18 protein-coding genes and 1 pseudogene are annotated in these 24020 nt (G+C 73.6%); 5 read left to right on the top strand and 14 right to left on the bottom strand.

The annotated features are described in order from the left end of the window. Window positions 1-172: 172 nt before the first annotated feature. Window positions 173-1594, bottom strand: coding sequence for a NarK family nitrate/nitrite MFS transporter (locus tag ACE1OC_RS24260; RefSeq protein WP_407838786.1), 1422 nt, complete (start codon window positions 1592-1594; stop codon window positions 173-175). Window positions 1595-1933: 339 nt separating this feature from the next. Beyond that, a complete protein-coding gene (gene nirB / locus ACE1OC_RS24255) occupies window positions 1934-4720 on the bottom strand; it encodes a nitrite reductase large subunit NirB (protein ID WP_407838785.1) in 2787 nt (928 codons plus the stop codon). Between the two features lie 272 nt (window positions 4721-4992). On the opposite strand from nirB, the gene ACE1OC_RS24250 reads away from it, so the two are divergent. The 3 genes from ACE1OC_RS24250 to ACE1OC_RS24240 all read left to right on the top strand — a co-directional run bounded on the left by ACE1OC_RS24250 (window position 4993) and on the right by ACE1OC_RS24240 (window position 8301). Then, window positions 4993-5715 carry a sirohydrochlorin chelatase gene (locus tag ACE1OC_RS24250; RefSeq protein ID WP_407838784.1) on the top strand — a complete coding sequence of 241 codons (723 nt, stop codon included), beginning with the start codon at window positions 4993-4995 and terminating at the stop codon, window positions 5713-5715. A gap of 28 nt (window positions 5716-5743) precedes the next feature. Then, on the top strand, window positions 5744-6928 hold the full coding sequence (locus tag ACE1OC_RS24245) for a low temperature requirement protein A (RefSeq protein WP_407838783.1): 1185 nt from the start codon (window positions 5744-5746) through the stop codon (window positions 6926-6928). A gap of 113 nt (window positions 6929-7041) precedes the next feature. Continuing rightward, window positions 7042-8301, top strand: a complete 1260-nt coding sequence (locus ACE1OC_RS24240; protein ID WP_407838782.1) for a cytochrome P450 — start codon at window positions 7042-7044, stop codon at window positions 8299-8301. A 150-nt stretch (window positions 8302-8451) separates the two neighbouring features. On the opposite strand, the gene ACE1OC_RS24235 is transcribed toward ACE1OC_RS24240, so the two are convergent. Next, window positions 8452-8946, bottom strand: a complete 495-nt coding sequence (locus tag ACE1OC_RS24235; RefSeq protein ID WP_407838781.1) for a DUF5949 family protein — start codon at window positions 8944-8946, stop codon at window positions 8452-8454. Window positions 8947-9003: 57 nt separating this feature from the next. Further along, window positions 9004-9609, bottom strand: a complete 606-nt coding sequence (locus tag ACE1OC_RS24230; RefSeq protein WP_407838780.1) for a DUF4352 domain-containing protein — start codon at window positions 9607-9609, stop codon at window positions 9004-9006. 174 nt (window positions 9610-9783) lie between these two features. On the opposite strand from ACE1OC_RS24230, the gene ACE1OC_RS24225 reads away from it, so the two are divergent. Beyond that, window positions 9784-10245, top strand: coding sequence for a DUF6299 family protein (locus ACE1OC_RS24225; RefSeq protein ID WP_407838779.1), 462 nt, complete (start codon window positions 9784-9786; stop codon window positions 10243-10245). A 164-nt stretch (window positions 10246-10409) separates the two neighbouring features. Here the strand turns inward: ACE1OC_RS24225 and ACE1OC_RS24220 are convergent, their stop codons facing one another. The 5 genes from ACE1OC_RS24220 to ACE1OC_RS24200 form a co-directional block, all read right to left on the bottom strand. After that, window positions 10410-10577, bottom strand: a complete 168-nt coding sequence (locus tag ACE1OC_RS24220) for a hypothetical protein (RefSeq protein WP_250737611.1) — start codon at window positions 10575-10577, stop codon at window positions 10410-10412. Window positions 10578-10671: 94 nt separating this feature from the next. Next, entirely contained in the window at window positions 10672-12792 is a 2121-nt protein-coding gene (locus ACE1OC_RS24215) for a SpoIIE family protein phosphatase (protein WP_407841664.1), read from the bottom strand. 14 nt (window positions 12793-12806) lie between these two features. Further along, window positions 12807-13190 carry a hypothetical protein gene (locus tag ACE1OC_RS24210; protein ID WP_407838778.1) on the bottom strand — a complete coding sequence of 128 codons (384 nt, stop codon included), beginning with the start codon at window positions 13188-13190 and terminating at the stop codon, window positions 12807-12809. 31 nt (window positions 13191-13221) lie between these two features. Continuing rightward, entirely contained in the window at window positions 13222-14487 is a 1266-nt protein-coding gene (locus ACE1OC_RS24205) for an NAD(P)-binding domain-containing protein (protein ID WP_407841663.1), read from the bottom strand. Window positions 14488-14614: 127 nt separating this feature from the next. Beyond that, a complete protein-coding gene (locus ACE1OC_RS24200) occupies window positions 14615-15898 on the bottom strand; it encodes an ATP-grasp domain-containing protein (protein ID WP_407838777.1) in 1284 nt (427 codons plus the stop codon). A gap of 294 nt (window positions 15899-16192) precedes the next feature. Between ACE1OC_RS24200 and ACE1OC_RS24195 the strand changes: the two genes are divergently transcribed. Further along, window positions 16193-17845, top strand: coding sequence for a glycosyl hydrolase (locus ACE1OC_RS24195; protein WP_407838776.1), 1653 nt, complete (start codon window positions 16193-16195; stop codon window positions 17843-17845). Between the two features lie 14 nt (window positions 17846-17859). Here the strand turns inward: ACE1OC_RS24195 and ACE1OC_RS24190 are convergent, their stop codons facing one another. The 5 genes and pseudogenes from ACE1OC_RS24190 to murJ all read right to left on the bottom strand — a co-directional run bounded on the left by ACE1OC_RS24190 (window position 17860) and on the right by murJ (window position 23776). Next, a complete protein-coding gene (locus ACE1OC_RS24190) occupies window positions 17860-19002 on the bottom strand; it encodes a GNAT family N-acetyltransferase (protein WP_407838775.1) in 1143 nt (380 codons plus the stop codon). Next, complete coding sequence (locus tag ACE1OC_RS24185) at window positions 18999-19724, bottom strand: lipopolysaccharide biosynthesis protein (RefSeq protein WP_407838774.1); 726 nt, start codon at window positions 19722-19724, stop codon at window positions 18999-19001. The genes ACE1OC_RS24190 and ACE1OC_RS24185 overlap by 4 nt, the downstream gene beginning before the upstream one ends. Before the next feature lie 353 nt (window positions 19725-20077). Further along, a pseudogene (locus ACE1OC_RS24180) lies at window positions 20078-21220 on the bottom strand (glycosyltransferase); the annotation flags it as partial. Further along, the gene (locus ACE1OC_RS24175; protein WP_407838773.1) at window positions 21217-21993 is read right to left on the bottom strand and encodes a polysaccharide deacetylase family protein; all 777 of its coding nucleotides are present in this window, start codon (window positions 21991-21993) and stop codon (window positions 21217-21219) included. The pseudogene ACE1OC_RS24180 and the gene ACE1OC_RS24175, both read right to left, overlap by 4 nt. After that, complete coding sequence (murJ, locus tag ACE1OC_RS24170; protein WP_407841662.1) at window positions 21983-23776, bottom strand: murein biosynthesis integral membrane protein MurJ; 1794 nt, start codon at window positions 23774-23776, stop codon at window positions 21983-21985. The genes ACE1OC_RS24175 and murJ overlap by 11 nt, the downstream gene beginning before the upstream one ends. Window positions 23777-24020: the final 244 nt, after the last annotated feature.

Below are 24020 nucleotides of genomic sequence, written 5' to 3'. Positions count from 1 at the left end.
TCTCTACGGAAGCGCGGAGGGGCGAGGCGCGAAGGGGCCGGGCGCAGCCCAATCCAGCCCCGCCGGCGTTTGAGGCACGGGGTCTGGGGCGGAGCCCCAGGAAGCCCGGGCGCAGCCGGGTGCTGCTCGCGCAGCGACCCCGCACCCGGGCTGACCAGCCGGGGGCTCCCGGTTAGCTGGGCGCCTCCGCGCCCTTGCGGGCGTAGAACCACCAGGCCACGACGACGCAGCTGGCGTAGAAGCCGACGAAGCCCCACATCGCGCTGGTCACGGCGAAGTTGGCGAACATCGCCGGGATGAAGAAGAAGCCGTAGGCGGCGATGGCCGCGGTGAATCCGGTCACCGCGCCCGACTCGATCTCGGCCTGCTTGAGCGCCTTCGCGTACTGCGGGGTGCCCTCCTTCAGGCCCGCGAGGTGCTGGCCGCGGAAGATGACCGGGATCTGGCGGAAGGTCGAGCCGTTGCCGATGCCCGAGAAGAAGAACGCCGACAGGAAGCAGAAGAAGAAGCCGTAGAACGAGCCGGTGTCGGAGCCGGCCGGCAGGAAGGTGATCACGCCGATGATCGACGCGCCCATGCCCACGAAGGACAGGATCGTCACCCGTGCGCCGCCGAACTTGTCGGCGATCCAGCCGCCGGCCCAGCGGGCCAGCGCGCCGAGCGCCGGGCCCATCCAGGCGTAGGTGGCCACGGAGTACGCCGGGAAGGTCGTCTTGATGAGCAGCGGAAGCGCCGCCGCGAAACCGATGAAGGAGCCGAAGGTGCCGACGTAGAGCCAGGTCATCAGCCAGTTGTGCTTGCGCTTGAAGATGATCTTCTGCTGGCTGAAGGGGGTGGAGGCCACCTTCAGGTCGTTCTGGCCGAACCAGGCGACGGCCGCCAGGACGATCAGGACCGGCACCCAGACGAACGCGGCGTTCTGGAGGTAGATCTCCGAGCCGTCCGCCTTCTTCTGGCCCGAGCCGATCGCCAGGACCGAGGTGGTGATCAGGATCGGGGTGAGCAGCTGGACCACGGAGACGCCCAGGTTGCCCAGGCCGCCGTTGATTCCGGTCGCGTTGCCCTTCTCCTGCTTCGGGTAGAAGAAGCCGATGTTGGCCAGGGAGGAGGAGAAGTTGGCGCCGCCGATGCCGCAGAGCGCGGCGATGGCGACCAGCGTGGTGTAGGAGGTGGTGGGGTCCTGCACCGCGAAGCCCAGCCACAGCAGCGGCACGATCAGCACGACGGTGGAGATCGCCGTGAAGCGGCGCTGGCCGATCATCGGGCCGATGAAGGTGTACAGGATGCGGGCGGTGCCGCCCGTGATGCCGGGAACGGCGGTCAGCCAGAACAGCTGGGACTGGGAGAAGCCGAAGCCCACGTCCTTGAGGTTGGTCGCCGTGATGCTCCAGACCTGCCAGACCACGAAGGCCACCAGCAGGGCCGGTACCGCGATCCACAGGTTGCGGGTGGCGACCTTCTTGCCCGTGGTCTGCCAGAAGGACGGGTCCTCCGGCGTCCACTCCGTGATCGTGCGACCGGGGCGGTACTGCGCCGGATCGGGCGCCTGCACTCGGCCGGTCGCCGCGCGCGCGTCCTGCTTGGCGGAACTCATGGCATGTCCTGAACGTTCGAAGGTGTTGAGAAAAATGAAGCTGAATGCCCTGACCTTCTTAGGGTCCGCCGACAGGGGCGCCCGGCATCAGGGGAGAACGTCGCGTGGGCGACGGGACAAGGTCCCCTCGCCCACAGTGCGTTGGTACGGCGGCCGCGGAGCCCTAGGGGGTGTCCGCAAAGTCCCGCCTGCCCCGCGGCGCCTGGCACGCGCTCTCGGCGCACCGGGCGAAATCCCGAGTACGTCCAGTACGCAGGCTTCCGCCCGGCACACCGAGAGCACGCACCAGACCCCGCGGGGCCGCCCTTCGGGCGGCCGGCGGGACATTGCGGACACCCCCTAGGGCTTGAGCTCCACCAGCGGCAGGGACACCTCGGGGTCGTCCAGACAGATGCCGGTCCGCAGGTCGAAGACCTGCTTGTGCATCGGCGAGGCCACGACCGGCACCCCGTCGCGCGAGCCCATGATGCCGTTGGCGATGACGTCGGCTCCCGAGAAGGGGTCCCGGTTGCCGACCGCGTAGACCTCGCCCGCGCGGTCCTTGAAGACCGCGGCCTCGGTGCCGTCCGGCAGCACCGCGGTCCGCCCGCGGCCCGGCTCCAGCGCCTGCGCGGCGTCTTCGGCGCCTTCGGCCGCACCGAAGTCCACGGTCCCGAAGCGCTCCAGCGCCGCCGGGTCCTCCAGGACCGCGGACCACTCGTCCTCGTACGCCGTCACGTGGCGCTCCATCTGCGCCTCCAGTTCCGCGCAGATGCCGAGCGAGTCCTCGATCAGGACCGCCTTCAGGTGGTCCAGGCCCGCGGTGCTGCCGCCGAGCCGCTCCAGCCAGGCCGCCGTCCGCTCCAGGCGCTCGCCGGTGCGGATGTAGTACATGAGGAACCGGTCGATCAGCGCGAAGAGTTCGGCGGTGTTCAGGTCCGAGGCCAGCAGGTCGGCGTGGCGCGGGGTCGCGCCGCCGTTCCCGCTGACGTACAGGTTCCAGCCGTTGGCGGTGGCGATGACGCCGATGTCCTTGCCCCGCGCCTCCGCGCACTCGCGCAGGCAGCCCGAGACGCCGCCCTTGAACTTGTGCGGGGTGCGCAGACCCCGGTAGCGCAGCTCCAGGTCGATCGCGAGCTGGATGGAGTCGCCCTGCCCGAAACGGCAGAAGCGGGCTCCCACGCACGACTTCACCGCGCGCAGGGACTTCCCGTACGCCTGCCCGGACTCGAATCCGGCGCCGCCGAGCCGCCGCCAGATGTCGGGCAGCTGCTCCTTGCGGACCCCGAAGAGGCCGATGCGCTGAGCTCCGGTGATCTTCGTGTAGAGGCCGTAGTCCCTGGCCACCTCGCCGAGGGCGATGACCTGCTCAGCCGTGATCTCGCCGCCGGCCACGCGCGGGATGACCGAGTAGGTGCCGTCCTTCTGGAGGTTGGCGAGGAAGAGGTCGTTCGAGTCCTGCAGGGCCGCCTGCTCGCCCGCCAGGATGTGTCCGAGGCCGAGGTCGGGGGCGAGGGTGCCCAGGACGTTCGCGACGACCGGCTTGCAGACGGCGCAGCCCTCGCCGCCCTCGCCGTAGGACTCCAGCAGTTCACTGAAGCTGCGGATGCGCTCGGTGCGGATCTTCTCGTAGATCTCGGCCCGGGTCAGGGTGAAGTGCTCGCACAGCCCGCGCGGCTTCTCGATGCCCGCCGCGGCCAGTTCGGCGTCCAGGACCGCTTGCAGCGTGCCGATGCAGCCGCCGCAGCCCGTGCCGGCCTTGGTGCACTTCTTGATGCCGCCGATGTCGGTGAGGGACTCCGCGACCACCGCCTCGCGCACGCGGCCCTTGGTGATGTTGTGGCAGCTGCACACCACGGCGTCATCGGGCAGCGCGTCCGCGCCGGGCAGCGCCACGCCCTCGCTCGACGGCAGGATGAAGGCCTCCGGCGGAGCCGGCAGCTGCCGGCCGGCGTGCGGCTTCAGCGAGCCGTACGCCTCCGCGTCGCCGACCAGAATGCCGCCGAGCAGCGCGCCGTCGGGGCCCAGCAGCAGCTTCTTGTAGACGCCCTCGCGGGCGTCGGAGAAGACCACCGAGACGGCCCCGTCACGGCCCTCGGGGGCGAAGGGGTCGCCGAAGGAGGCCACGTCGGCGCCCATCAGCTTGAGCTTGGTGGAGGTGTCGGCCCCGGTGAAGGTCAGCTCGCCGGCGCCCGCGAGGGCTTCGGCGACGGTCTCGGCCATCTGGTAGCCGGGCGCGACCAGCCCGTAGACCTTGCCGTCGACGGTCTGCGCGCACTCGCCGATCGCATAGACGTACGGGTCGCTGGTGCGGCAGTGGCCGTCCACGACGACCCCGCCGCGGTCGCCCACCGCGAGCCCGCACTCGCGGGCCAGGCGGTCGCGCGGCCGCACACCGGCCGAGAAGACCACGACGTCGGAGCCGATCTCCTCGCCGCTGGTCAGCCGGAGCGCCTGCGCCCGCCCGTCGGGGTGGATCTGCACGCCGGCCGCGCCCACGCCCGTGTGCACGGCGACGCCCATGGACTCGATGGTGGCCCGCAGGGCGGCCGCGCCGCCGTCGTCCACCTGCAGCGGCATCAGCCGGGGCGCGAACTCCACGACGTGCGTGGCCAGTCCGAGCGTGCGCAGCGCGCCCGCCGCCTCCAGGCCGAGGAGCCCGCCGCCGATGACCACACCGGTCCGGACGTCGGCGGCCGCGGCGTACGCGGTCAGGGCCTCGACGTCCTCGAGCGTGCGGTACGTGAAGCAGCCCTCCGCGTCGGCGCCCTCGATCGGCGGCACGAAGGGGTAGGAGCCGGTCGCCAGCACGAGCGCGTCGTAGCCGATCACGTCGCCGGAGCGGGCGGTGACCGTACGGGCGGTGGTGTCGATCAGCTCCGCCGGGTCGCCGAGGCGCAGGTCGATGCCGTACTTCTCCAGGAAGCCGGGCGCCACCAGGGACAGATCCTCGCCGGTGGAGCCGGTGAAGGCCGCGGACAGGTGCACGCGGTCGTAGGCCGGGCGCTCCTCCTCCGCGAGGACGGTGACCTGCCAGCCGCCGCGCTCGGGGCGGGTCGGGTCGGCGAGCGCGTCACGCTCGGCGAGCGCCTCCAGCAGGCGGTGCCCCACCATGCCGTGGCCGATGACAACCAGCGTCTGCCCCATCGATCTCACTCCGTGTGTCCCTGTGCCGCGCGGTCCCCGGGAGGCCAAGGCGGCCGGGCGGGGACCTCGTGCGTGCAAGCGTTCCGACCCTTCGACGGTAGGTCCGCACCGCGGCCCCGAACGCCCGAAAAGGACCCCTGGGGACGGGGAAACGACCCTTTCCGCACAGGACCTCCGGCCCCTCTCACGGGCCCTTGGCCAGGCTCCCCCGGGCCCGCGCCGCGCCTAGCGTGGGAGGGGGGACCCGGGGCCGGATCAGGGAGGCAGACCACATGCTCGTCATCGCCGTCCACGGCAGCGCGGTTCCGGAGGCCGCCGCTACCATCGAGCGGCTCGTCGCCGCCGTCGAGGCCATCAGCGGGGTGCACGCGCTGGTCGGGCACCTCGACGTGCAGCGCCCCTCGCTCGCCGAGGTCGTACGGGAGCATCCGTCCGCCGTGGTCGTCCCCCTGCTGCTCGGCGACGGTTTCCACCGCCGCGTCGACATACCCGCCGTCCTGGAGGGCACCGGCTGCGTGCTCACCGGGGGCCTCAGCGGCGAGCGCGACATCGCCCGCGCTCTGCACGGCCGCCTGCGCGAGGCCGAGCGCCGCCGCGGCCCGTACACCCGGGCCGACGCGGTGGTGGTGGCCGGCGCCGGCTCCTCCCGCCCCGGCGGCAATGCCGGTACGGAGGCCTGCGCGGCCCAGCTGTCCGCCCTGCTGGAGTACGACGACGGCGCCGCCCCCGTCCCCGCGGTACCCGCCTACCTCACCTCCGCCGGGCCGACCGTCGCCGAGGCCCTGGACTCCTTCCAGGCCGCCGGATACCGCCGGATCGCGGTGGCGACGCACCTGCTGGCCCCGGGCCGCTTCACGCGCGCCCTGAACGCCTCGGCCGCCTGGACGGTCTCGGAGCCGCTGGCCGACCACCCGCGGCTGGCCCGGCTCGTCCTGCGCCGCTACGAGTCCGCCCGGGGCACACGGGCCCTGAGGGCAGCGCGCCTCGCCTGCTGAGCCCCGTAGGGCTGCTGTCCTGGACGGTATGGCTCTGGCTTACGTACCCATGACCGCCCGCAGCCGGGACGAGGGCCACCGCGCCGCGACCCCGCTGGAGCTGTTCTTCGACCTGTGTTTCGTCGTCGCCATCGCGCAGGCGGGCGCCCAGCTCGTGCACGCGCTGGCCGAGGGCCACCCCGGCAGCGGGGTGATCAGCTACATGTTCGTGTTCTTCGGCGTGTGGTGGGCGTGGATGAACTTCACCTGGTTCGCCTCCGCCTACGACTGCGACGACGTGCCCTACCGGATCGCGACGCTCGTCCAGATCTCCGGCGTTCTCGTCTACGCGGCCGGCGTGAGCCGGGCGTTCGACCAGAACGACTGGACGGTGGCCGTCATCGGCTACCTGATCATGCGCGTCGCGCTCACCGCCCAATGGCTGCGCGCCGCCTCCGGCGAACGCGGCGAGGCCCGCGCGGCGGCCCTGAAGTACGCGGCCGGGCTGGTCCTCTGCCAGGCCGGCTGGGTGGCCCTGCTGTTCGTCCCGGACGGCGCCAAGCGCTGGCTGTTCCTGATCCTGGTCGTCGCGGAGCTGATGGTTCCGGTGGTGGCCGAGCGCGGCCACCAGACGCCGTGGCACGCCCACCACATCGTGGAGCGCTACGGCCTGTTCACGATCATCGTGCTCGGCGAGACGATCGCGGCGAGCACCGTGGCCGTGAAGTCGGCGCTCGACGAGCACGAGGCCCTGGGCGAGCTGCTGCCGATCGCGGCCGGCGGGCTGCTCATCGTCTTCGCCGCCTGGTGGATCTACTTCGCGGTGCCGATGCACGAGCACCTGACCTCCAACCGGGAGGCGATCCCGTGGGGGTACGGCCACCTGTTGATCTTCGCTTCGGGCGCGGCGATCGGCGCGGGCATCGAGGTCGCGGTGGAGCACGCGGTCGGCAAGGCGCACGTCTCGCAGCTCTCCGCGAACGCCGCCGTCACCGTCCCGACCGCGCTCTTCCTGCTGATGGTCTGGCTGCTGCACTCCCGCCACTTCAAGAGGGGCCTGGCCCAACAGTTGACCCTGCCGGTCTCCGCCCTCGCGGTGCTGGCCTGCACCTGGACGGGCCCGTACGCCGTCCTCTACGCGGGCCTGGTCGCGACGGCCACGGTGGTGGTCGGCCTGACCCTGGCCAACCACGCGCCATCCGATCCCGCCCAATCCAGCCCCGCCGGCGTTTGAGGCGACTCTCCAGCCCCGCCGGCGTTTGAGGCGCGGGGGTCCGGGGGCGGAGCCCCCGGCAACGGCGCCGCACGGGCCCGTCACCCCCGCGCCCCCGGCGCCGTTTTCAGGCCATGACACTCCCCGCACAACGCCCCGGCCCGGCCCCCGGCCAAGACCCCGGCAGGGAATTGGCCGACCCGGCCTTCTGGCAGGCTCCCCCCGCCCACCGGCTGGCCGCCTTCGCCCGCCTGCGGGCCCTGGACTCCCCCGTGTTCGTCCCCGAAGGCAGCGGGCACTGGGCCCTCGTACGGCACGCGGACGTGCAGGAGGCGAGCCGGCTGCCCAAGGTGTTCGCCAGCGCGCCCGGGGTGACGACGCCCGAGCCGGCCCGCTGGGTGCGGGCGCTGTTCGGGGACTCGATGGTCAACCTGGACGGCGCCGAGCACGCGCAGCTGCGCAAGATCGTGCAGCGGGCCTTCACCCCCCGGCTGCTGGCGGCCGCCGAGGAGGACATCCACGCGGTGGCGGCCCGCATCGTGGACGACGTACTGGACCGGCGGCCGGACGAGTTCGTCGAGGCGGTGGCCTCGAAGCTGCCCCTGGAGGTCATCTGCAACATGATGGGCATCCCGGAGCGCTACCGCGCCGAGATCGCCGACCGCGTCAACCACGCCTCCGAGAACATCGGCGTCGAACGGGGCCTGACGGCCCGGCTGCGGATGCCCGGGCGCGGACTGCGGGCCCTGGCCCGGATGCAGCGGATGGTGGCGGGGATCGGGCGGGAGCGGCGCGAGAACCCGACCGACGACCTGATCTCGGCCCTGGTCTGCGCGAACGTGGACGGTGAGGCGCTCGGCGCCCGCCAGCTCGGCGCGTTCTTCTCCCTGCTGATGGTGGCCGGGGTGGAGACCACCCGCAATGCCATCACCCACGGCCTGACCCTGCTGACCGACCACCCGGACCAACGCGACCTGCTGGTCGAGGACTTCGAGGCGCACGCGGACGGCGCGGTGGACGAGATGATCCGCCACTCCACGCCGATCATCCAGTTCCGCAGGACCGTCGCCGCCGAACACACCCTGCGCGGCCACGCGTTCGTCCCCGGCGACAAGGTGGTGCTGTACTACGCCTCCGCCAACCGGGACGAGGAGGTCTTCCCCGATCCGGACGCCTTCGACATCACCCGCTCCCCCAATCCCCACCTGGGGTTCGGCGGCGGCGGACCGCACTTCTGCCTGGGCGCCCACCTGGCCCGGGTGGAGATGAAGGCGCTCTTCCGCGAGCTGCTGACCCGCCCGGTGGGACTGCGCGCGGTCGGACTCCCGGACCTGGCCGGGTCCAGCTTCGACAACCGGGTCCGCTCGCTGCGCTTCGCCTTCGAACAGCCGTAGGCCGACCGGAGCATGACCCGTAGGCCGGCCGGAGCATGGCCCGGAGCCCACCCGGGAGCGTGGCCCGGAACGGGCGGACCGGCCACCGGGCAGGCTGGGAGCCCGGCGGCCGGAGCGGAGGCCGACGCACGCCGTGCGCGCGAAGGATGCCTAGCGCTGCAGGCGCCGCACCGCGAGGACGGCGTGGGCGCTGTGGTTGAGCACCTCGGTGTCGCCCGCGAACGCCTGCAGCGTCTCGGCCGAGACCGGCTGTCCGGGCACCGCCTCGGGCCAGGCGCGGGTGGCGAAGAGGAAGTACGCCTGCCCGCTGTCGGCCGCGGCCTTGACCCACTCCGGCGGGGCGATGCACTTCGCGTTCATGCCCGGCAGGGTCAGCGCGATCTGGTTGCCCTCCAGGAGGATCTGCACCGGGAAGGAGGACGGGTTGCGGACGCCGTCCATCACCACGTCGCCGATGGGCAGGCCGATCTCCTCCAGGAGCCCGCGGGCGGCCGCCTCGCTCGCCGCGGGACCGTCGGGACCGTCCCCGAGGATGTAGGCGAGGAGATAGGGAATGTCGTGGGCCTCTTCGGGGTCGCCGATCCACGCGAGCACCGAAAGGGTGCCGAGCTTGGATCGGTCGAGTTCGGCCTGGGTAGAAGTCATGCGCCGCACCTTAGTGGTCGCCGACCCGGCCCTTTGACGCCGTTTCACCCGGGCGGGCTAGACCGCCCAGAATCCACCTCCGGAATTCGCCACCATGTTCGCGTCCTGGTACTGGAGCCGCACGATGCGCGCGTTTTCCGGAATTTCGAACACCACCCATCCTTCGGCCCGCTCACCGACCGCGAGCGAATCGAAGACGAGTGGTTTGCCGGTCGTGAGCTCCCCCGTGGGCACCACCGGATGGCGCTGCCCCGCGCCGTCGAGCGCCCACATGCGCCCGAGAGCCCCGTACGAGGCCCCGCCGACGTTGACGAAGGACATCGAGGCCGCCACCCAGCGCTTGCCCGCCGCCGGGGCGAAGTTCTTCTCGACACTGACCGCCGGGTCGACGTAGGCGCCCAGCACCACCTGGAGGTGGCGGCCCACCTCCCGGCCCCTGACCCGTACGGAGTCACCCACACGGGCGTCCTTCGCAGCGGCCCGCGCCACCCCGTCCCGCTCGGCCGCGGGATCGTCCCCGGCACCCGGCGCGCCGTCGTCGACCGGCACGGCGGGCACCGCGGCCGGGGCGAGCGCGGCCCCTTCGGGGGCGCCGGAGCAGGCCGTGGCACCGAACAGCAGGATCGGGAGGAGGGCGGCCGTGACAAGAGCGGGCTGACGCATGCGGGATCCCTTCGGGGATCTTCGGGGACGTATTCCGGTCAGTCTCACGCGCCCGAGCGGGCAATTGCACACACCGACACGAGTCCGCGGAACGCATTGACCTCCATATGCCAGCACAATGCGTTCCGGCGGAATTCCGCAAACCCCTGCACCCCTCGTCCAACAGGAGGAACGATGGCCACGACCGGCCCCCGCATGGCCTTGGCCGCACTCGCCGCACTGGGCGCCACGGCGGTATTCACCGCCCCGGCGAATGGCGCGCCGCACGGCAGCGCCCCTTACGGAAATGACATTTACGTATCTTCGGAAGCCCGCATCGCCCCCGACGGCACGATCCACCTTTTCGGTGAGTACCACTGCTCCAAGCCGTCACCCTCGGGAACGGTTCAGATCAAGGCGACCATCGAGCAGGAGGACGTCCGCCTCAGCATCGGCGGCGGCGACGCGCAGTGCGACGGCGAGGTGCACGACTGGTCGGCGCACGGCACCCTCCGCCTCACCCCGACGGTGCACGCCGGCGAGGCGCTGGCCAAGGCCGAGCTGCAGGAGATCCGCTTCGGCGGCGGACTGCTGCCCCGGTCGATCGACACGGTCGCGCAGGACGCCCGCCCGGTCCGGGTGATCGACCACCGGTAGCCACCGCCCGCGGCGCGCGCGTACGCCCCTCCGGTAGCCGCCGCTACCGGGACCCGGGCGTCGGCCGCAGCCGCGTGTCGGCCGCGAACGGGTGTCAGCCGAAGCCGGGCACCGGCCGCAGCCACGTGTCGGCCGAGGCCGGGCCCCTCAGCGGGACCGGCCCGTCACCGGCACGCGGGCGCCTCGCCCGTCATCGACATGAAGGCCACCGTCTGACACCCCGGGTCCGTGTCCGGACGCCCGGTCGACCAGTCCACCGCCGTCGCCGCCCCGGCCGCGCACAGCAGCAGGGCCAGGACGCCCGTCACCGCGCGCTTGCTCAGCCGGCGCACGGGAGGTTCCACAGAAACCGTTCCATGGCGGCATCATCGCCCCGCCCCCACCACCCCACAACTCGACGTGAGCGAGCGGTCACGGGGCGCGCGGTCACGGGGCGCTCCGCGCCGCGCTGCCCGCCGCGGAGAACTCGCACCACACCGCCTTGCCGTCGCCCCGGGACTCCACCCCCCAGTGCGTGGCCAGCGCGTCCACCAGCAGCAGCCCGCGCCCCGTGGTCGCCGACTCTCCGGGCGTCCGCCGCCGCGGCCACACGCTGGAGCGGTCCTTGACCCACAGCCGGATCCGCCGGACCGGCTCCGGCAGCACCTCCATCGTCAGCACCGCTCCGCCGTCGGTGTGCAGCAGGGCGTTGACCAGCAGCTCTCCCGCCGCCAGCTCCACGTCGTCGGCGAGCTCCGGCATGCCCCAGTCGCGCAGCGCCTGCCGCAGCGCGTAGCGGGCCTCCGAGAGCCCCTCCGGGTCCGCCTGGTGGACGTACTGGTGGATGCGCGGTGCCCGGTGCGTGCCCGGGTCGGGAGCCCGGCGCAGCACCAGCAGGGCCACGTCGTCGCCGGAGCCCCAGCGCTCCCACAGCCGGTCCGAGAGGTGGTCGGCGAGCGCCCCGGCCGCCTGCGGGCCGCTGCGGACCGCGTGGGCGAGGGCCTCCATGCCCTGGGTGATGGCGGTACCGGGCTCCTCCACGAGCCCGTCGGTGCACAGCACGAGGGTCTCGCCGGGGACCAGGTCGAGCCGGGTCTCGGGGAACTCCTCCTGCTCGAAGACGGTGGCCAGCCCGAGCGGCAGGCCGCCGCGCACGTTGGGCCAGCCCGTTCGCCCGTCCGTGTGCCGGATCAGCGGTCCGAGGTGGCCCGCGCGGACCGCTCGTACGCCTCCGGTCTCCAGGTCGACCTGCGCGTACATGCAGGTCGCGAACCGTTCGGTGTCCAGCTCGGCCAGGAAGCGGGACGCGCGGGCCAGCACGGTGGAGGGCGGATGGCCCTCGCCCGCGTAGGCCCGCAGTGCGATGCGGAGCTGGCCCATGATGGCGGCGGCGTGGGTGTCGTGGCCCTGCACGTCGCCCACGACGATGCCGACGCGGTCGCGGGGCAGGGCGATGACGTCGTACCAGTCCCCGCCGACCTCGCGCCCGCTCCAGGCCGAGTGGTAGCGCACCGCGATCTCCCCGCCGGTGATCTCGGGGATCCGCCGCGGCAGCATGGCGGCCTGCAGCATGGTGGCGAACTCGCGCTCCTGGTCGAAGAGGAGCGCCCGCTGGAGCGACTGGGCGACGATGCCCGCCAGGCCCAGGCAGAGGTTGCGCTCCTCGGGGCTGAAGTCGGTGCGGCGCCGGTAGAAGAGCACCAGTCCGCCGATGGCCTCGGCCTGCGCGATGAGCGGGAGGTAGGCAGCCGCGTCGTACTGGATGCGGTTCAGGTAGTCGGAGAGCAGCGGGAACTCTTCCGCCAGCTCCGCCAGCGAGGTGACGAAACGTGCCTTCCGGCTGAGCACCGCCTGCGAGAGCGGCAGCGAGCCGTCCAGCCGGGTGAACTTGCGCTCGCTGAGGATCTCCAGGGTCTCCCCGCTGAGCGCGATGATCTTGATGTGGCCGCCCTCGACCAGCCCCAGCGCCATTCCGTCGACGCCGAGCCGTTCCAGCGCCCCCGCGCCCGTCAGCATGGCCGTCACGTCGTCGACCGTCACCGCCCGCGACAGGGCCTCGGTGGTCCGCTGCACGATGGTCGCCTGCTGGGCGCGCGCCGACTCCAGCTTGCGCAGCACCGTGAGGTGGGCGAGCTCGGCCGTCGCGTCCCGGACGATGCCGACGATGCGCACCGGGCGCCCCTCCGCGTCCCGCAGGACCCGGCCCTGGGTGTGCGTCCACTGGTCCCGGCCGTCGCGCCGCTGCACCGTGAAGTACTGGCCGTACGTCTCCTCCCCGCTGTCCAGGACGCCCTGGACGGTGTCCCGGAGCCGCGCGGCGTCGTCGACCGGGATCCGCAGCCCCAGGCTGTCGGGGGTGCGGTCGTACTCCTCCCCCTCCAGGTCGAAGACCGCCATTCCGGCCTCGTCCATGTCCAGGGTCCCCGCGCCGAGGTCCCACTCGAAGCTGCCCATGCCGTTGAGCGCGAGCCGCTCGCCCGGGCCGATGAGGGGGCGCCCGTCGTTCCCGGCGCTACCCGGGCTCCCGGGGGCGTCCGGTCTCTTGTCGCGTCGCTCCGCCGCTGCCACGAGACTCACACCACCTAACGGCCGGGCCAGCACGGCTGGGAAATGAGCCGCTCCCACTCCTCGTCAGGATGCCCCGGAAGGGTGCGTCCGGCCTCCTGCCAGCGCTTGACGAGGGAGAGGTAGATCATCGAGGGGTCGTACGGGGTCTGCGGATACGGGGCCTGCGCGTGCCGGCCGTGCGCGTACGGAGCGTGCGGGTCCGGGTCCTGCGAAGACGCGTCCTGCCCGGAGGACTGCCCGTACGGAGACTGCCCGTACGGAGACTGCGCGTACGGGGACTGCGCGTACGGAGACTGCCCGTACGGCTGCGGGGGCGCCGCCCTCGTCGTGCCGGGCTGCTCCGCACGGCTGGCCGGGATCCTCACCCAGCCCCGGCCCTGTGCGCGCTCATCGCTCATCGCGACACCTCTCACGTGTGGTGACTGGCTCTCACGCTCTGTGCCCGGCAGCGGGAGCCCGGTCGGCCCGGGGCGCACCGGTGGAACCCGTCAGCGGGCCCCGGGCCCCCAGACGCTTGCGGACTCCTGACACCAGTCTCCCCGCCGTGAAGCCGGCGCCGTGCACGAATCGCATGGAAGGGCCGAATGAGGGAGCGGTCACCAGCCCCGCGAAGAACAGCCCCGGCCACGAGGACTCGAAACCCGGACTCAGCTCCGGCGTCCCGCTCTCCCCTACGGTGACCAGCGCGGCCCGCAGCCCCGCGTCGAGCAGCTCCAGCCGGGCCAGGTCCGGGGTGAAGCCGGTCGCCGCGATCACGTGCGCGGTGTCGAGGACGACGGACTCCCCGGCGGGGGTGGACAGCCCGAGCCGGGTCCGCGCACCCGCCGGGACCGCACGCTGCAACTGGTGCCCGAGCAGCACGGGGACCCGCCGCTCGAAGCGCTCCCGCAGCCACCAGGCTCCGGCCGGGCCCAGCGCGGTCGCCGCGATCCGCTCCCGGGTGGGCGCGGGCAGCCGGCGCACCGCCCAGGGCAGCTCCGACCAGGCCCAGCTGCGCCAGCCCGTACCGAGGCCGCTGTGCGGATCGCGCAGGGCGCGCAGCGGGGGCCGGCGCAGCGGCTGCGGGACGGTGTTCCAGTTGAGCCGGGAGCGCCGGGCCACGAGGCACGGCCGGGCCCCGTTCTCCGCGAGCAGGGCCGCGGTCTCCAGGGCCGCCTGCCCGGCGCCGAGCACGGCGACCTCGCGGCCGGCGAAGCGGGTCAGGTCGCGGTGGCCGCTGCTGTGCGAGTAGTGCGCCGCGGGCAGCTCCCGTAGCGCCTCGGGGTACCGGACGAACGGCATCACGCCCACGGCCAGCGCGACCGTCCGCGCGAGCAGCGGCGGCCCTTCGGCGGTGCGGATCAGGAAACCCCCGCCCTGCGGGGTGACTTCGGTGACGGTCGCCTCCTCCACCGGGGGTGTGGCGTGCCGGGCGAACCAGAGCCCGTACGCACTGAACGTCCCGATGGGCAGCGGAGTTCCGTGTTCGGCGGCGATCCCGCGGCCCGCGCAGTACTCGGCCAGCGTGTAACGCCCGCCGGGCGCCGACAGGTTGGAGGACCACGGCTCCGACTTGAGGTACATGCCGTCGGGCATGTGGTCCCGCCAGGAGGCCATGGGCCGTCCGAGGATCCGCACCTCGAGCCCCGCACCGGCCGCGTGGGCCGCGATCGAGAGCCCGTAGGGCCCCGCTCCGACCACCACGAGGTCGTCCATCCGTGTCACCGCAGTCCCTCCAGCCTCATGGTTCGTCCACTGCCACCTGCGCCCCGCGACGCCCTGCACCCCTGCGGCTCCACCGTCTTCCGACGTCACCGCGTCCCTACGTCACCGCGTCACCGCGTCACCGCGTCACGAGCTCGTCCGGCTCCGCCGGGGCCTCCGGCGGGGCGGACCGGGTGCCGGATCCGGCCGATCCGCCGGAGGCCCCGGCCCCGGCGGGCGGGGGCAGCTCCCCGCCCCGCTGGTGCGGGGCTCGGACCACCGCCCGGGCCGTCCGGCGGCCCTGCCCGGGGACCCCGCGCAGCACCCGCAAGCCCTTGAACGCGCCCCGCCCCAGGAAGGCGGCGAGCATCGCCAGGAACGGCATCGGGTCGTCGGCCGCGAACCACGCCGCCTCCACCTGCCCCCGCTCCCGGCCCCGGCGCGCGGGGGCGGCCGCGGCGCCCGCCCCGGGGGGCGGAGCCGGGGGACGGCGCGGGAGCGAGCGGCCGCGCACCGCCGCGAGCAGGGCGTAGTTCTCCGCCACGAACACCCGGCCCGGCCCGCCGGACGGCTCCGGGACCCGCTGGCCCGTCAGGTCCAGGTACATCGCCTGGACCACGTCCAGGCCGCCCGTGTCCGTGAACAGCCTGAACTGCGCGCCCGGACGCGGGTTGAAGTCCACCAGGCGGAAGACGCCCTGCTCGTCCCGGCGGAAGTCCAGGTCCAGGATCCCCTGGTAGCCGAGCCGCTCGGCGAGCCGCAGACCCGCCTCCTCCACCGCCGGATCCGGCAGCCACCGCCCGACCGCCGTCAGCCCCGTCCGCACCGGCCAGGACATCTCCTTGCGCCCCGACCCGGTGATCAGCGGACGCCCGCCCCGGGCGAACGCGCCGTGGAAGAACCAGTCGGTGTCCGGCCCGGCCGGCAGGAACCGCTGGAGAAGCAGCCGGCTCCCCGCCTCGTCCGAGCGCTCGTACAGCCGCCGCGCCTCGGCGGCCGCGTGGAGCAGGGTGGTGCTGCGCAGGCCGGTGCCCTGGGGCAGCAGCCACGGCCGGCTCCACTTGGCGATCACCGGGAGCCCCAGCCGCCACGCGGCCTCCGCCGCCTCGGCCCCGCTCGCCGGGATCACGGTCTCCGGGTGCGGTACGTCCCACCGGGCGCAGAGCCGCGACAGCTCGGCCTTGTCGGCCACCCGCGCCGGCAGGTCGTCGGGCTGATGGGGGATCCGGAAACGGTCCGTCAGCATCGGTGCCACCCGCGACACCGCGATCGCGCTGAGGTCGTCCATGGCGATGAGCACCGCCGGGCGGCCGATCTGTTCGGAGACCCCGGTCAGACACTCCAGCAAGGCTTCGGGCGCCTCGGGGTCGAGTCCGCCGGACGGTCCGGGATGCACGGCACGCAGGTAGCGCGAACGCCCCATGGGACCTCCCCCGGCCTCGACGACGGCATGGACCTCCACACCCGCGCGCCCAAGGGATCTGACGGCGCCGAGGGTTCCGTGGTGGAACGGATTCCGATCGAGTCTGAGCAGAACTGCGGGCACTTGGCTGGGATGCGCGTGCATGGGAACGGTGTCTTTCACCTAGTCGGACCAAGCGGGGAGGGTGCGCAGGTGCGAATGGCCTATGCAGAGGTCACCGGACAGGCCATTCGTCAGATGTGATGCCTAACGTCTTTGGTAAGCACACCGATTCAGGAAAGCTCGGGAGACGCCATGCCCAGACCACGCCGCCGACTGGCGAGCACCTGCATCGGAACGGTGACGGCCGGACTGCTCGCCACCGGGGCCGCCCTCGCGGCCCCCGAGGAGCAGAGCTCTCACTCCGACATCGCCATGGGTGCCTACCTCGACTACGGGCCGCCCGGCGTGGCCCGCATCCCGTTCCTGTCGAACTGGCTGGGCGGCAAGGAGATCCGGGTCGGGCACACCTATCTGCCCGGTGACCAGTGGGCCGGCATCGAGGGCAACGTCAGCTTCCTGGACGACTGGGCGCAGTGGCGGCGCCAGCGGACCGACCGGTTGTTCGTCCTCAACGTGCCCATGCAGGAGCGGAACGAGGACCGGGTCCCCGACCGCCAGGTCGCCCAGCTGATCCGGGCGGGCGCGGAGGGCCAGTACGACCGGCACTTCAGGAAGCTCGCCGAACGACTGGTGGCGCTGGGCGTCCCGGACACGGTGATCGTGCTCGGCTGGGAGATGAACGGGGTCACGTACACCCACCGCTGCGGACCCGACCCGGAGAACTGGAAGGCGTACTGGAAGCGCATCGTCAACACGATGCGCTCCGTGCCCGGCCAGAAGTTCAAGTTCGATTTCACCCCGAACCGCGGCACGGACGCGATCGGCTGGACCAAGTGCTACCCGGGCGACGACGTGGTCGACATCGTCGGGATGGATTCGTACGACCAGGGTCCCGGACGGACCTTCGACGACCAGATCAGCCAGCCGTACGGGCTCCAGCAGCACGTCGACTTCGCGCGAGCACACGGCAAAGAGATCTCGTACCCGGAGTGGGGGCTGTTCCGCAACGGGGACAACCCGGAGTACGTGCGGCGCATGCTGCAGTGGATCGAGAAGCAGAAGCCGCTCTACCACACCATCACCGACTACTGCCCGCACGGCGTCTGGCAGTGCAAGCAGAACCCGGCCTCGACGAAGGTCTTCCGCGAGGCGCTGACCCCGCAGCGACCCGACCCGGTCATCCCGACCCCGATCGTCCCGACCCCGGTCATCCCGACCCCCGTGGTGCCCACGCCGGTCATTCCGACCCCGCAGGTCCCCACGCCGGAGATCCCGACGCCGGTCGTCACCCCGCCGGTCGTGCTCCCCAGCCCGGAGATCCCGAGCCCGGTCGCCCCGAGCCCCGTCGAGCCCAGCCCGGCCGAACCCAGCCCGCTGGTCCCGAGCCCGGTCGCCCCGAGCCCGGTCGAGCCCAGCCCGGTCGCCCCGAGCCCCGTCGAACCGACGCCCTCGCCCGTGGTCCCGAGCCCGGAGATCCCGGTCGAGCCCAGCCCGGCCGTCCCGAGCCCGGTCGTCCCCAGCCCGGTCGAGCCCAGCCCGCTGGTCCCGTCCCCCGAGGTCAGCCCGGTCGTGCCCGAGGTTCCCGTGAGCCCGACCCCGAGCGCCAGCCCGAGCCCGGTCGTGCCCAAGCCGAGCCCCGAGGTCCCGTCCCCGGTGCCCTCGCCGGTCGTACCGAAGCCCGACCCCGAGCCCTCCCAGCCGCCCAAGCCGACGACACCGCCCGTCAACAGCACGGAGTGGTGCGTGCCGATCAACTTCGGCGAGTGGCTCTCCAAGCTGGTCGGCAAGCAGTCGGTCTGCATCAAGGTCGACTGGGGCAAGGAGACCGGCTTCTGGCCCTTCTAGGCGGAGCGTTCGGGTCATCGGACCCGCAGTTCGTTGAGCCGCGCCCGCCAGTCCCTGGCGGCCGGCAACGCCTCCCGCAGTACGTCCACCGCCCGCTCGCGCCCCGTCACCTGCGACTCGTGCAGTCGCAGCAGGGGCGCGAGCGCGGTCGTGGCCAGCAGGAAGCGCTGGTTGACCACCGTCCGCGGCCGCCAGTGGTTCTTGTACGGTTCGTTGCCGCGCAGGAAGCTCACCACCGGGCGGCCTTCGGCGAGCGCACGGGTGGTCTCGTAGCGCAGCAGCAGCGTGGCCACGTCCACCTTCCGGTCGCGCAGGTCGGGATCGGCGCCGTAGAGGTATCCGCCGCTGAGCGAGCCCGAGAGCAGGGTGAGGTTCGCGGCCACCACCTTCCCGTCGAGCCGGAACTCGGCCAGCCGCCCCTCCCCGGCGCGCACCATCCGCCGCGTGGCCCGGGTCAGGTGTTCGGCGAAGCGGGGCTTGAGGTGTTCGGGGGTGACCCCGCGGCCGCGCCACTGCTTCTCGTGGAGCCGCAGCAAGGTCCGTACCGCTCGGGGCACTTCCTGCTCGGTGACCTCGTGTTCCTCGATCCCCGCCGCGTCGGTCTTGCGGAGCTTGGCCCGCACCCGCTGAGCGCCGGAGGCCGGCATCCGCTTGACCAGCTCGTCGAAGGGCATGGACGGCAGCTCCATGCAGGTGGAGTCGGTGAGCTTGCTGCCGATCCCGGGCCATGCCGCGAACACCGCCTCGGCGGCGGCCCCGGGCCGCACCTCGCGCAGGTCGACGACGGCGCCCCGGGCGGCCCGGTGCAGACCGTTGGCCAGGGCCGGGACGACCTGGTCGGCGTGGTCCGCGGCCACGAGCACGTCGAAGTAGTCGGTGATGCCCCCGCCGAGCGGCACGAGCAGCGGCAGCGGCCGGTGTACGAGCATCAGCGCGGCCGCGCCGACCAGCTCCTCCCCGCGCCGCACCAGGACGATGCGGAGCCGGCCGTCCTTGCCGTAGGACAGCCACCAGGAGTGCAGCCAGGCGTGGCTCTGGAACGGAGTGGCGGTGGGACAGCCGCGGACGAGCCGGTTCCACGGCTCCTCCAGCGCGGCGAACTGCCGGGGATCGCGGCACAGCGTCACCGACAGGGGCCCGGCGGAGCCGGTGGTCATCGCACCGACTCCTTCTCCTTGGCCGCGGCGGGCTCGCCCTGCGCGGGCAGCGATGCGTACTCCTCGACGGTCTCCCCGGCGGGCTCTGCGGTGGTCTCCGTGATGCCCGCCGCGGCGGGACCCTCGGCGCGCCGCCGGGCGGCGGTGGGCCGGGCCAGCAGCCACAGCCCGCCCAGCAGCCCGCCGGCGCACAGGCCGACGGCCCCGCTGAGGGTGGGGGACGCGGAGGCGGGGTCGCTGGGCGCGACGGCCTGGTTGAAGAGGAGCAGCTGCACGCCGGTGTTCTTGGCGGCCTGGTTGCTGCTCAGCGACAGGGCGTCGGCGACCGCGTTGGCGATGTCGGCGGCCTCGCTCGCGCTCTTCGCGGTCCCGGTGATGGCGATCATCGGGGACTCGGGGGAGGTCTCGGCGCGGACCTGGGTCCGCAGCTTCTGCACGCCGATGCCCGCGCGGGGCTGGGCGTACGCGAGGGTCGAACTGCTGGTGGCGATGCGGGCGTAGGCCTGGGCGAAGCCGAGGGCGGTGGCCGGCTCGGTGGTGTCGTCGGGGACCGCGACCACGTAGCTGGTGGCGGCGTACTCGGGCGCCTTGAGCACCCCGTACGCCCCGCCCGCGGCGAGCCCCAGCAGCGCGGCGACGGGCAGCGGCCACCACGCGGGGGGCGGCAGCAGCCGTACCCGGCGCCGGTGGGTGGACTTCTTCTGGTCGGCGTTGTCCGCCATGTGCGTACCTCTTTCCTGGTGGACGGGTGCTTGCTTCGGGGCCCGGTGCGGGCCCCGACGGGCTCGGATCAGCCGGTGTCGCCACCGGGGGCGGGCAAACTCAGCCCCGCCGGGGGCACGTCCAGCCCCTCTCGGGCCAAACTCAGCCCCTCCGGCGTTTGAGGAGCAGGGGTCCGGGGACTGGCCCCCGGCAACGGCGCCGCACGGTCCGACCCCGCCGGGGCCAAACTCAGCCCCTCCGGCGTTTGAGGAGCAGGGGTCCGGGGGCCGGCCCCCGGCAACGGCGCCGCACCCGGACCCGCCGGATCAGCGGCCCGAGGCCCCCGGCCGGGACCGGGCAGCGCCACCGCCCCCCGGGACCCGGCCGGTGAGCCGGCCATCGCGTGGTCGTACACGTGCAGCAGCTGCCCCGCGCTCCGGGCGATGTCGTAGCGCCGCACCACCCCGGGCGGCGGCAGCCGCTTGGCGCCGGCCTCCATGTGCCCCCGCAGGGCCGCGACGAGTTCCTCCGTGCCGGTGCCGATCCGCCGCGCCCCCGGCGCCTGCGCCGCGGGCAGGTCGTCGATCGCCGGGCAGGTGACGTGCAGCACCGGCAGGCCCGCCGCCAGCGCCTCGATCACCGCCAGCCCGAAAGCCTCCTCGCGCGAGGGGGACACGAACACGTCCATCGCCGCGAGCAGCGCCGGGATCCCCGGAGTCCGCCCGTCGGTGGAATCGCCCAGCGGGTCTCGCTCCCCCAGCAGGTGGATCCGGCTCTGCGCCCCCAGTTCGGCGGCGAGCCGGCGCAGCGCGGCCCGCTCCGGCCCGTCCCCGGCGAGCAGCAGGTGCGCGCCGGGCAGCGCCGCCACCGCCCGGACCAGGACGTCGAAGCGCTTGCCCGGCACGAGCCGGCCGACGCCGCCGACCACGAAGGCCCGCTCGGGCAGTCCGGTCCGGGTCCGGGTGGCCCGCCGTACGCCCTCGTCGAAGCGGAACCGCACGGCTTCGATCCCGTTCGGCACCACGTGCACCCGCGCGGCCGGCACCCCCCAGGCCTCCAGGCGGGACGCCACCGTGTCCGATACGGCCACGGTCGCCGCGCCCAGCCGTTCGCTCGCCAGGTACAGGGCCCGTACCCCGCCCGAGAGCGGCCGGCCCTCGATCTCGCCCGCCCCCAGGGAGTGTTCGGTCGCCACGCTCACCCGCACGCCCGCGAGCCGGGCCGCGAGCCGCCCGTACACGCAGGCCCGGTACAGGTGCGTGTGGACCAGGTCGTAGCGGCCCCGCCGGATGAAGGTGGCCAGCTTCGCCGCCGCCCCCAGGTCGCGGTTGCCGCGCATCCCGAGGTGCACGACGCGGACCCCGTCCGCGCGCAGCCCCTCCGCGACCGGGCCGGGGTTGGTCAGCGTCAGGACGTCGCAGCGCATCGGCATGTGCCGCAGCAGCAACCGCAGTTGCTGCTCGGCGCCGCCGACGCCGAGTCCCGTGATGACGTGCAGCACCTTCTCCGGGCTCACAGGTGCACCACCCTGCGCAGCTCCCGCACCTGGTGGCGCACCTGCTTGATCCGCAGCCGCGGGCCGCCGTCGGCCTGGCTGATGTGCGTACGGGGCATCGCGTGGGGTCCGGCGAGGCGGCCGGGGTCGATGGCGCAGGCGTAGCCGTACCCGGCGTCCCGGGTCGCGGCGACGACCCGGGCGTCGAGGTGCCCGTACGGGTAGCAGAATCCGGCGGGCAGCGTCCCGGTCAGCTCCCGGATCAGCTCGCGGCTGCCGCGCAGCTCCTGCTGCAGTACGTCGTCGGGGGCCGCGGTGAGGTCCTGGTGGAGCAGCCCGTGCGAGCCGATCTCCTGTCCGGCGGCGGCGACTTCGCGGATGCCCTCGGCGGTGAGGAGGGGCTTGCGGGGGCCCAGCGGGTCCCAGACGTTGTCCACGCCGAGCCGCCCGGGCAGCACGAAGAGGGTGGCGGTGCAGTCGTAGCGGCGCAGCAGCGGCAGGGCGCGGGTCAGGAAGTCGGTGTAGCCGTCGTCGAAGGTCAGCCCGACCAGCCCGGCGCCGTGCCCGGCTGCGCGGGCGCGCAGCAGTTCGCCGACGGAGACCCCGCGCAGTCCCCGGGAGCGCAGCCACAGCAACTGGGCCTCCAGCGCGTACGGGGTGACGGTGATGCCGTACGGGTCCTCGGCGGGATCGGTGAAATCGGCGACGGAGTGGTACATCAGGACCCACGGCGAGCCGGTGCGGCGGGCGGGGGCCGCCGCGGCGGGGCGCGCCGTTTCGGTGTCAGCGGACATTGCGGAACCTCTGGGTGAGCTGGGTGAGCCGGTCGGTGAGGTGAGCGGTGAGCTGGGCGAGCTGGCCCGGCAGGGCGGTGACCTCCAGGGCCCGTATGGCCATGCCGGTGGCCCCGAACATGGCCGGGACCAGCAGGCAGCCGAGGGCGGCGCTGACCAGCGGGTCGGGGATCATCGGCCCGGCGATCCAGCCGGTGGCGCAGGCGGCGAGGGCCGCGACGGAGAGCCGGCCGATGCTGATGGCGACCCGGCGGACCTGGATGGCGATGATCCGCGAGCCGAGGCCGGTGAGCAGCAGTGCGGCGGTGGTGGAGATGCCGGCGGCGTTGGCGGCGGCGATCCCGTAGATCCCCCACCAGCCGACGGCGAAGGCTCCGGCGACGATGTTGACGAGGAGTCCGGAACCCATGGCGAGGGCCGGGAACCAGGTGGGCCGGGAGGTGGAGAAGAAGGGCCGCGAGAGCGCCCCGACGAGGCAGTGGCCGAGCAGACCGAGGCCGTAGACCCGCATCACGGAGGCGGTGGCCTCCGTGTCGGCGTGGGTGAACGCTCCGCGTTCGAAGAGGACTTGGATGATCTGGGGGGCGTACCCGATGACGAGTGCGGTGCCCATGAGGACGGCGAGCGAGGCGAGCGCGAGGTCCTGTTCGACCCGCCTGCGGGCCTTCTCCCGCTCCCCGCCGGCCATGGCCTGGGCGACGACGGGGAAGGTGACGGTGCAGATCATCAGGGAGAGCACCATCGGCATCTGCGCGACTTTTTGGGCGTAGTTGAGGTGCGAGATGGCGCCGGGCGGAAGCGAGGCGGCGAGGAACCGCTCGACGAGGACCTGGGACTGCCGGAACACGGCGAAGAAGATCACCGGGGCGATCACCCCGAAGGCGATCAGCGTCGGCCGGTCCCGGTCGCGCTGGCTGCGCGGGGCGCCCTTGGCGCGGGGCGGCCCGAAGCCCACGTTGCGGATGAAGGCGGGCAGTTGGACCAGGGCCATCAGAACTCCGCCGACGGCGACCCCGGCGGCGGCGGCGCGCACCCCCCACAGGGCGTGCAGGGCGACCATGGTCCCGATGATGCCGACGTTGTACGACACGTAGATGGCGGCGGGCGGCACGAAGGAGCGGTGCGCCCTGAGGGCGGCGCTGAAGTAGCCGGCGAGCCCGAAGGACAGCACGGTCAGGGCGGTCAACCGGGTGCATTCGACGGCGAGCCCGGGGTCGGGCAGCCCCGGCGCGAGCACGCCCACGACGAGCGGGGCGGCGACGATGAGCACGGAGGCCACGGCGGCCAGGAGCACCAGCAGCCGGGGCAGCGTGGCCCCCACGAGCAGCCGTACGGGGTCCTGCGCGCGGGCCTCCTGGCGGGTGAGCCCGGCCCTGCTGGCGGCCCGACGGGCCAGGGCGTGGCTGAAGGCGGGCACCATGAGCAGGGCCATGGCGTCCTCGATGAGCAGCGTCGAGGCCATCTCGGGGACGGTCCACGCGATGAGGAAGGCGTCGCTGTCGTGCCCGGCTCCGAAGAGGTGCGCGATGGTCTGGTCGCGGACCAGCCCGAACACCGCCCCGGCGGCGGTCAGCCCGGCGGTCACGGCGGCCGCCTTGGCGAGCGCCCCGCCGCTCCCCGACCGGGCCCCGTCGCCCGGGGCCTTCCCGCCTCCGCTCCGGCGCCCGCTGCCGACCGCCCCGCGCACGGCTCCGGTGGTGAGCGGTTCCACGTCCAGGGCCGCGCTCCCCGGGAGCCCGGTCGCGAAGGCCCCGGGCCCGACGGCCCCGGACCCCGCGGGCACCAGCCCCGGCGCGGCCGCGCCCCGGTCGAGGCCCGGCCCGGACCGGCCGGTGGCCACCACGCGGCCCGCTCCGGCGTCGCCGGAGCGGACGGGGATGCCCACGTGCGCGGCTCCGCGCCCGGCGGACAGCGGGCCGCCCGAGGCGGCCACCCGGCCCGCGGCCTCGGCCGGGCCCGTGGACGGCGCGCCGGCGGAGCCGGGGGCCGGGGGCGGGACGGGCGGGTGCGGCGGACGGCCCGCAGCC

Source organism: Streptomyces stoeckheimensis (assembly GCF_045822005.1).
In the GTDB taxonomy this organism is placed as follows: Bacteria; Actinomycetota; Actinomycetes; order Streptomycetales; family Streptomycetaceae; genus Streptomyces; species Streptomyces stoeckheimensis.
Note: the sequence above shows the minus strand (reverse complement) of the source record. Positions and strands in the feature narration are given on the sequence as shown.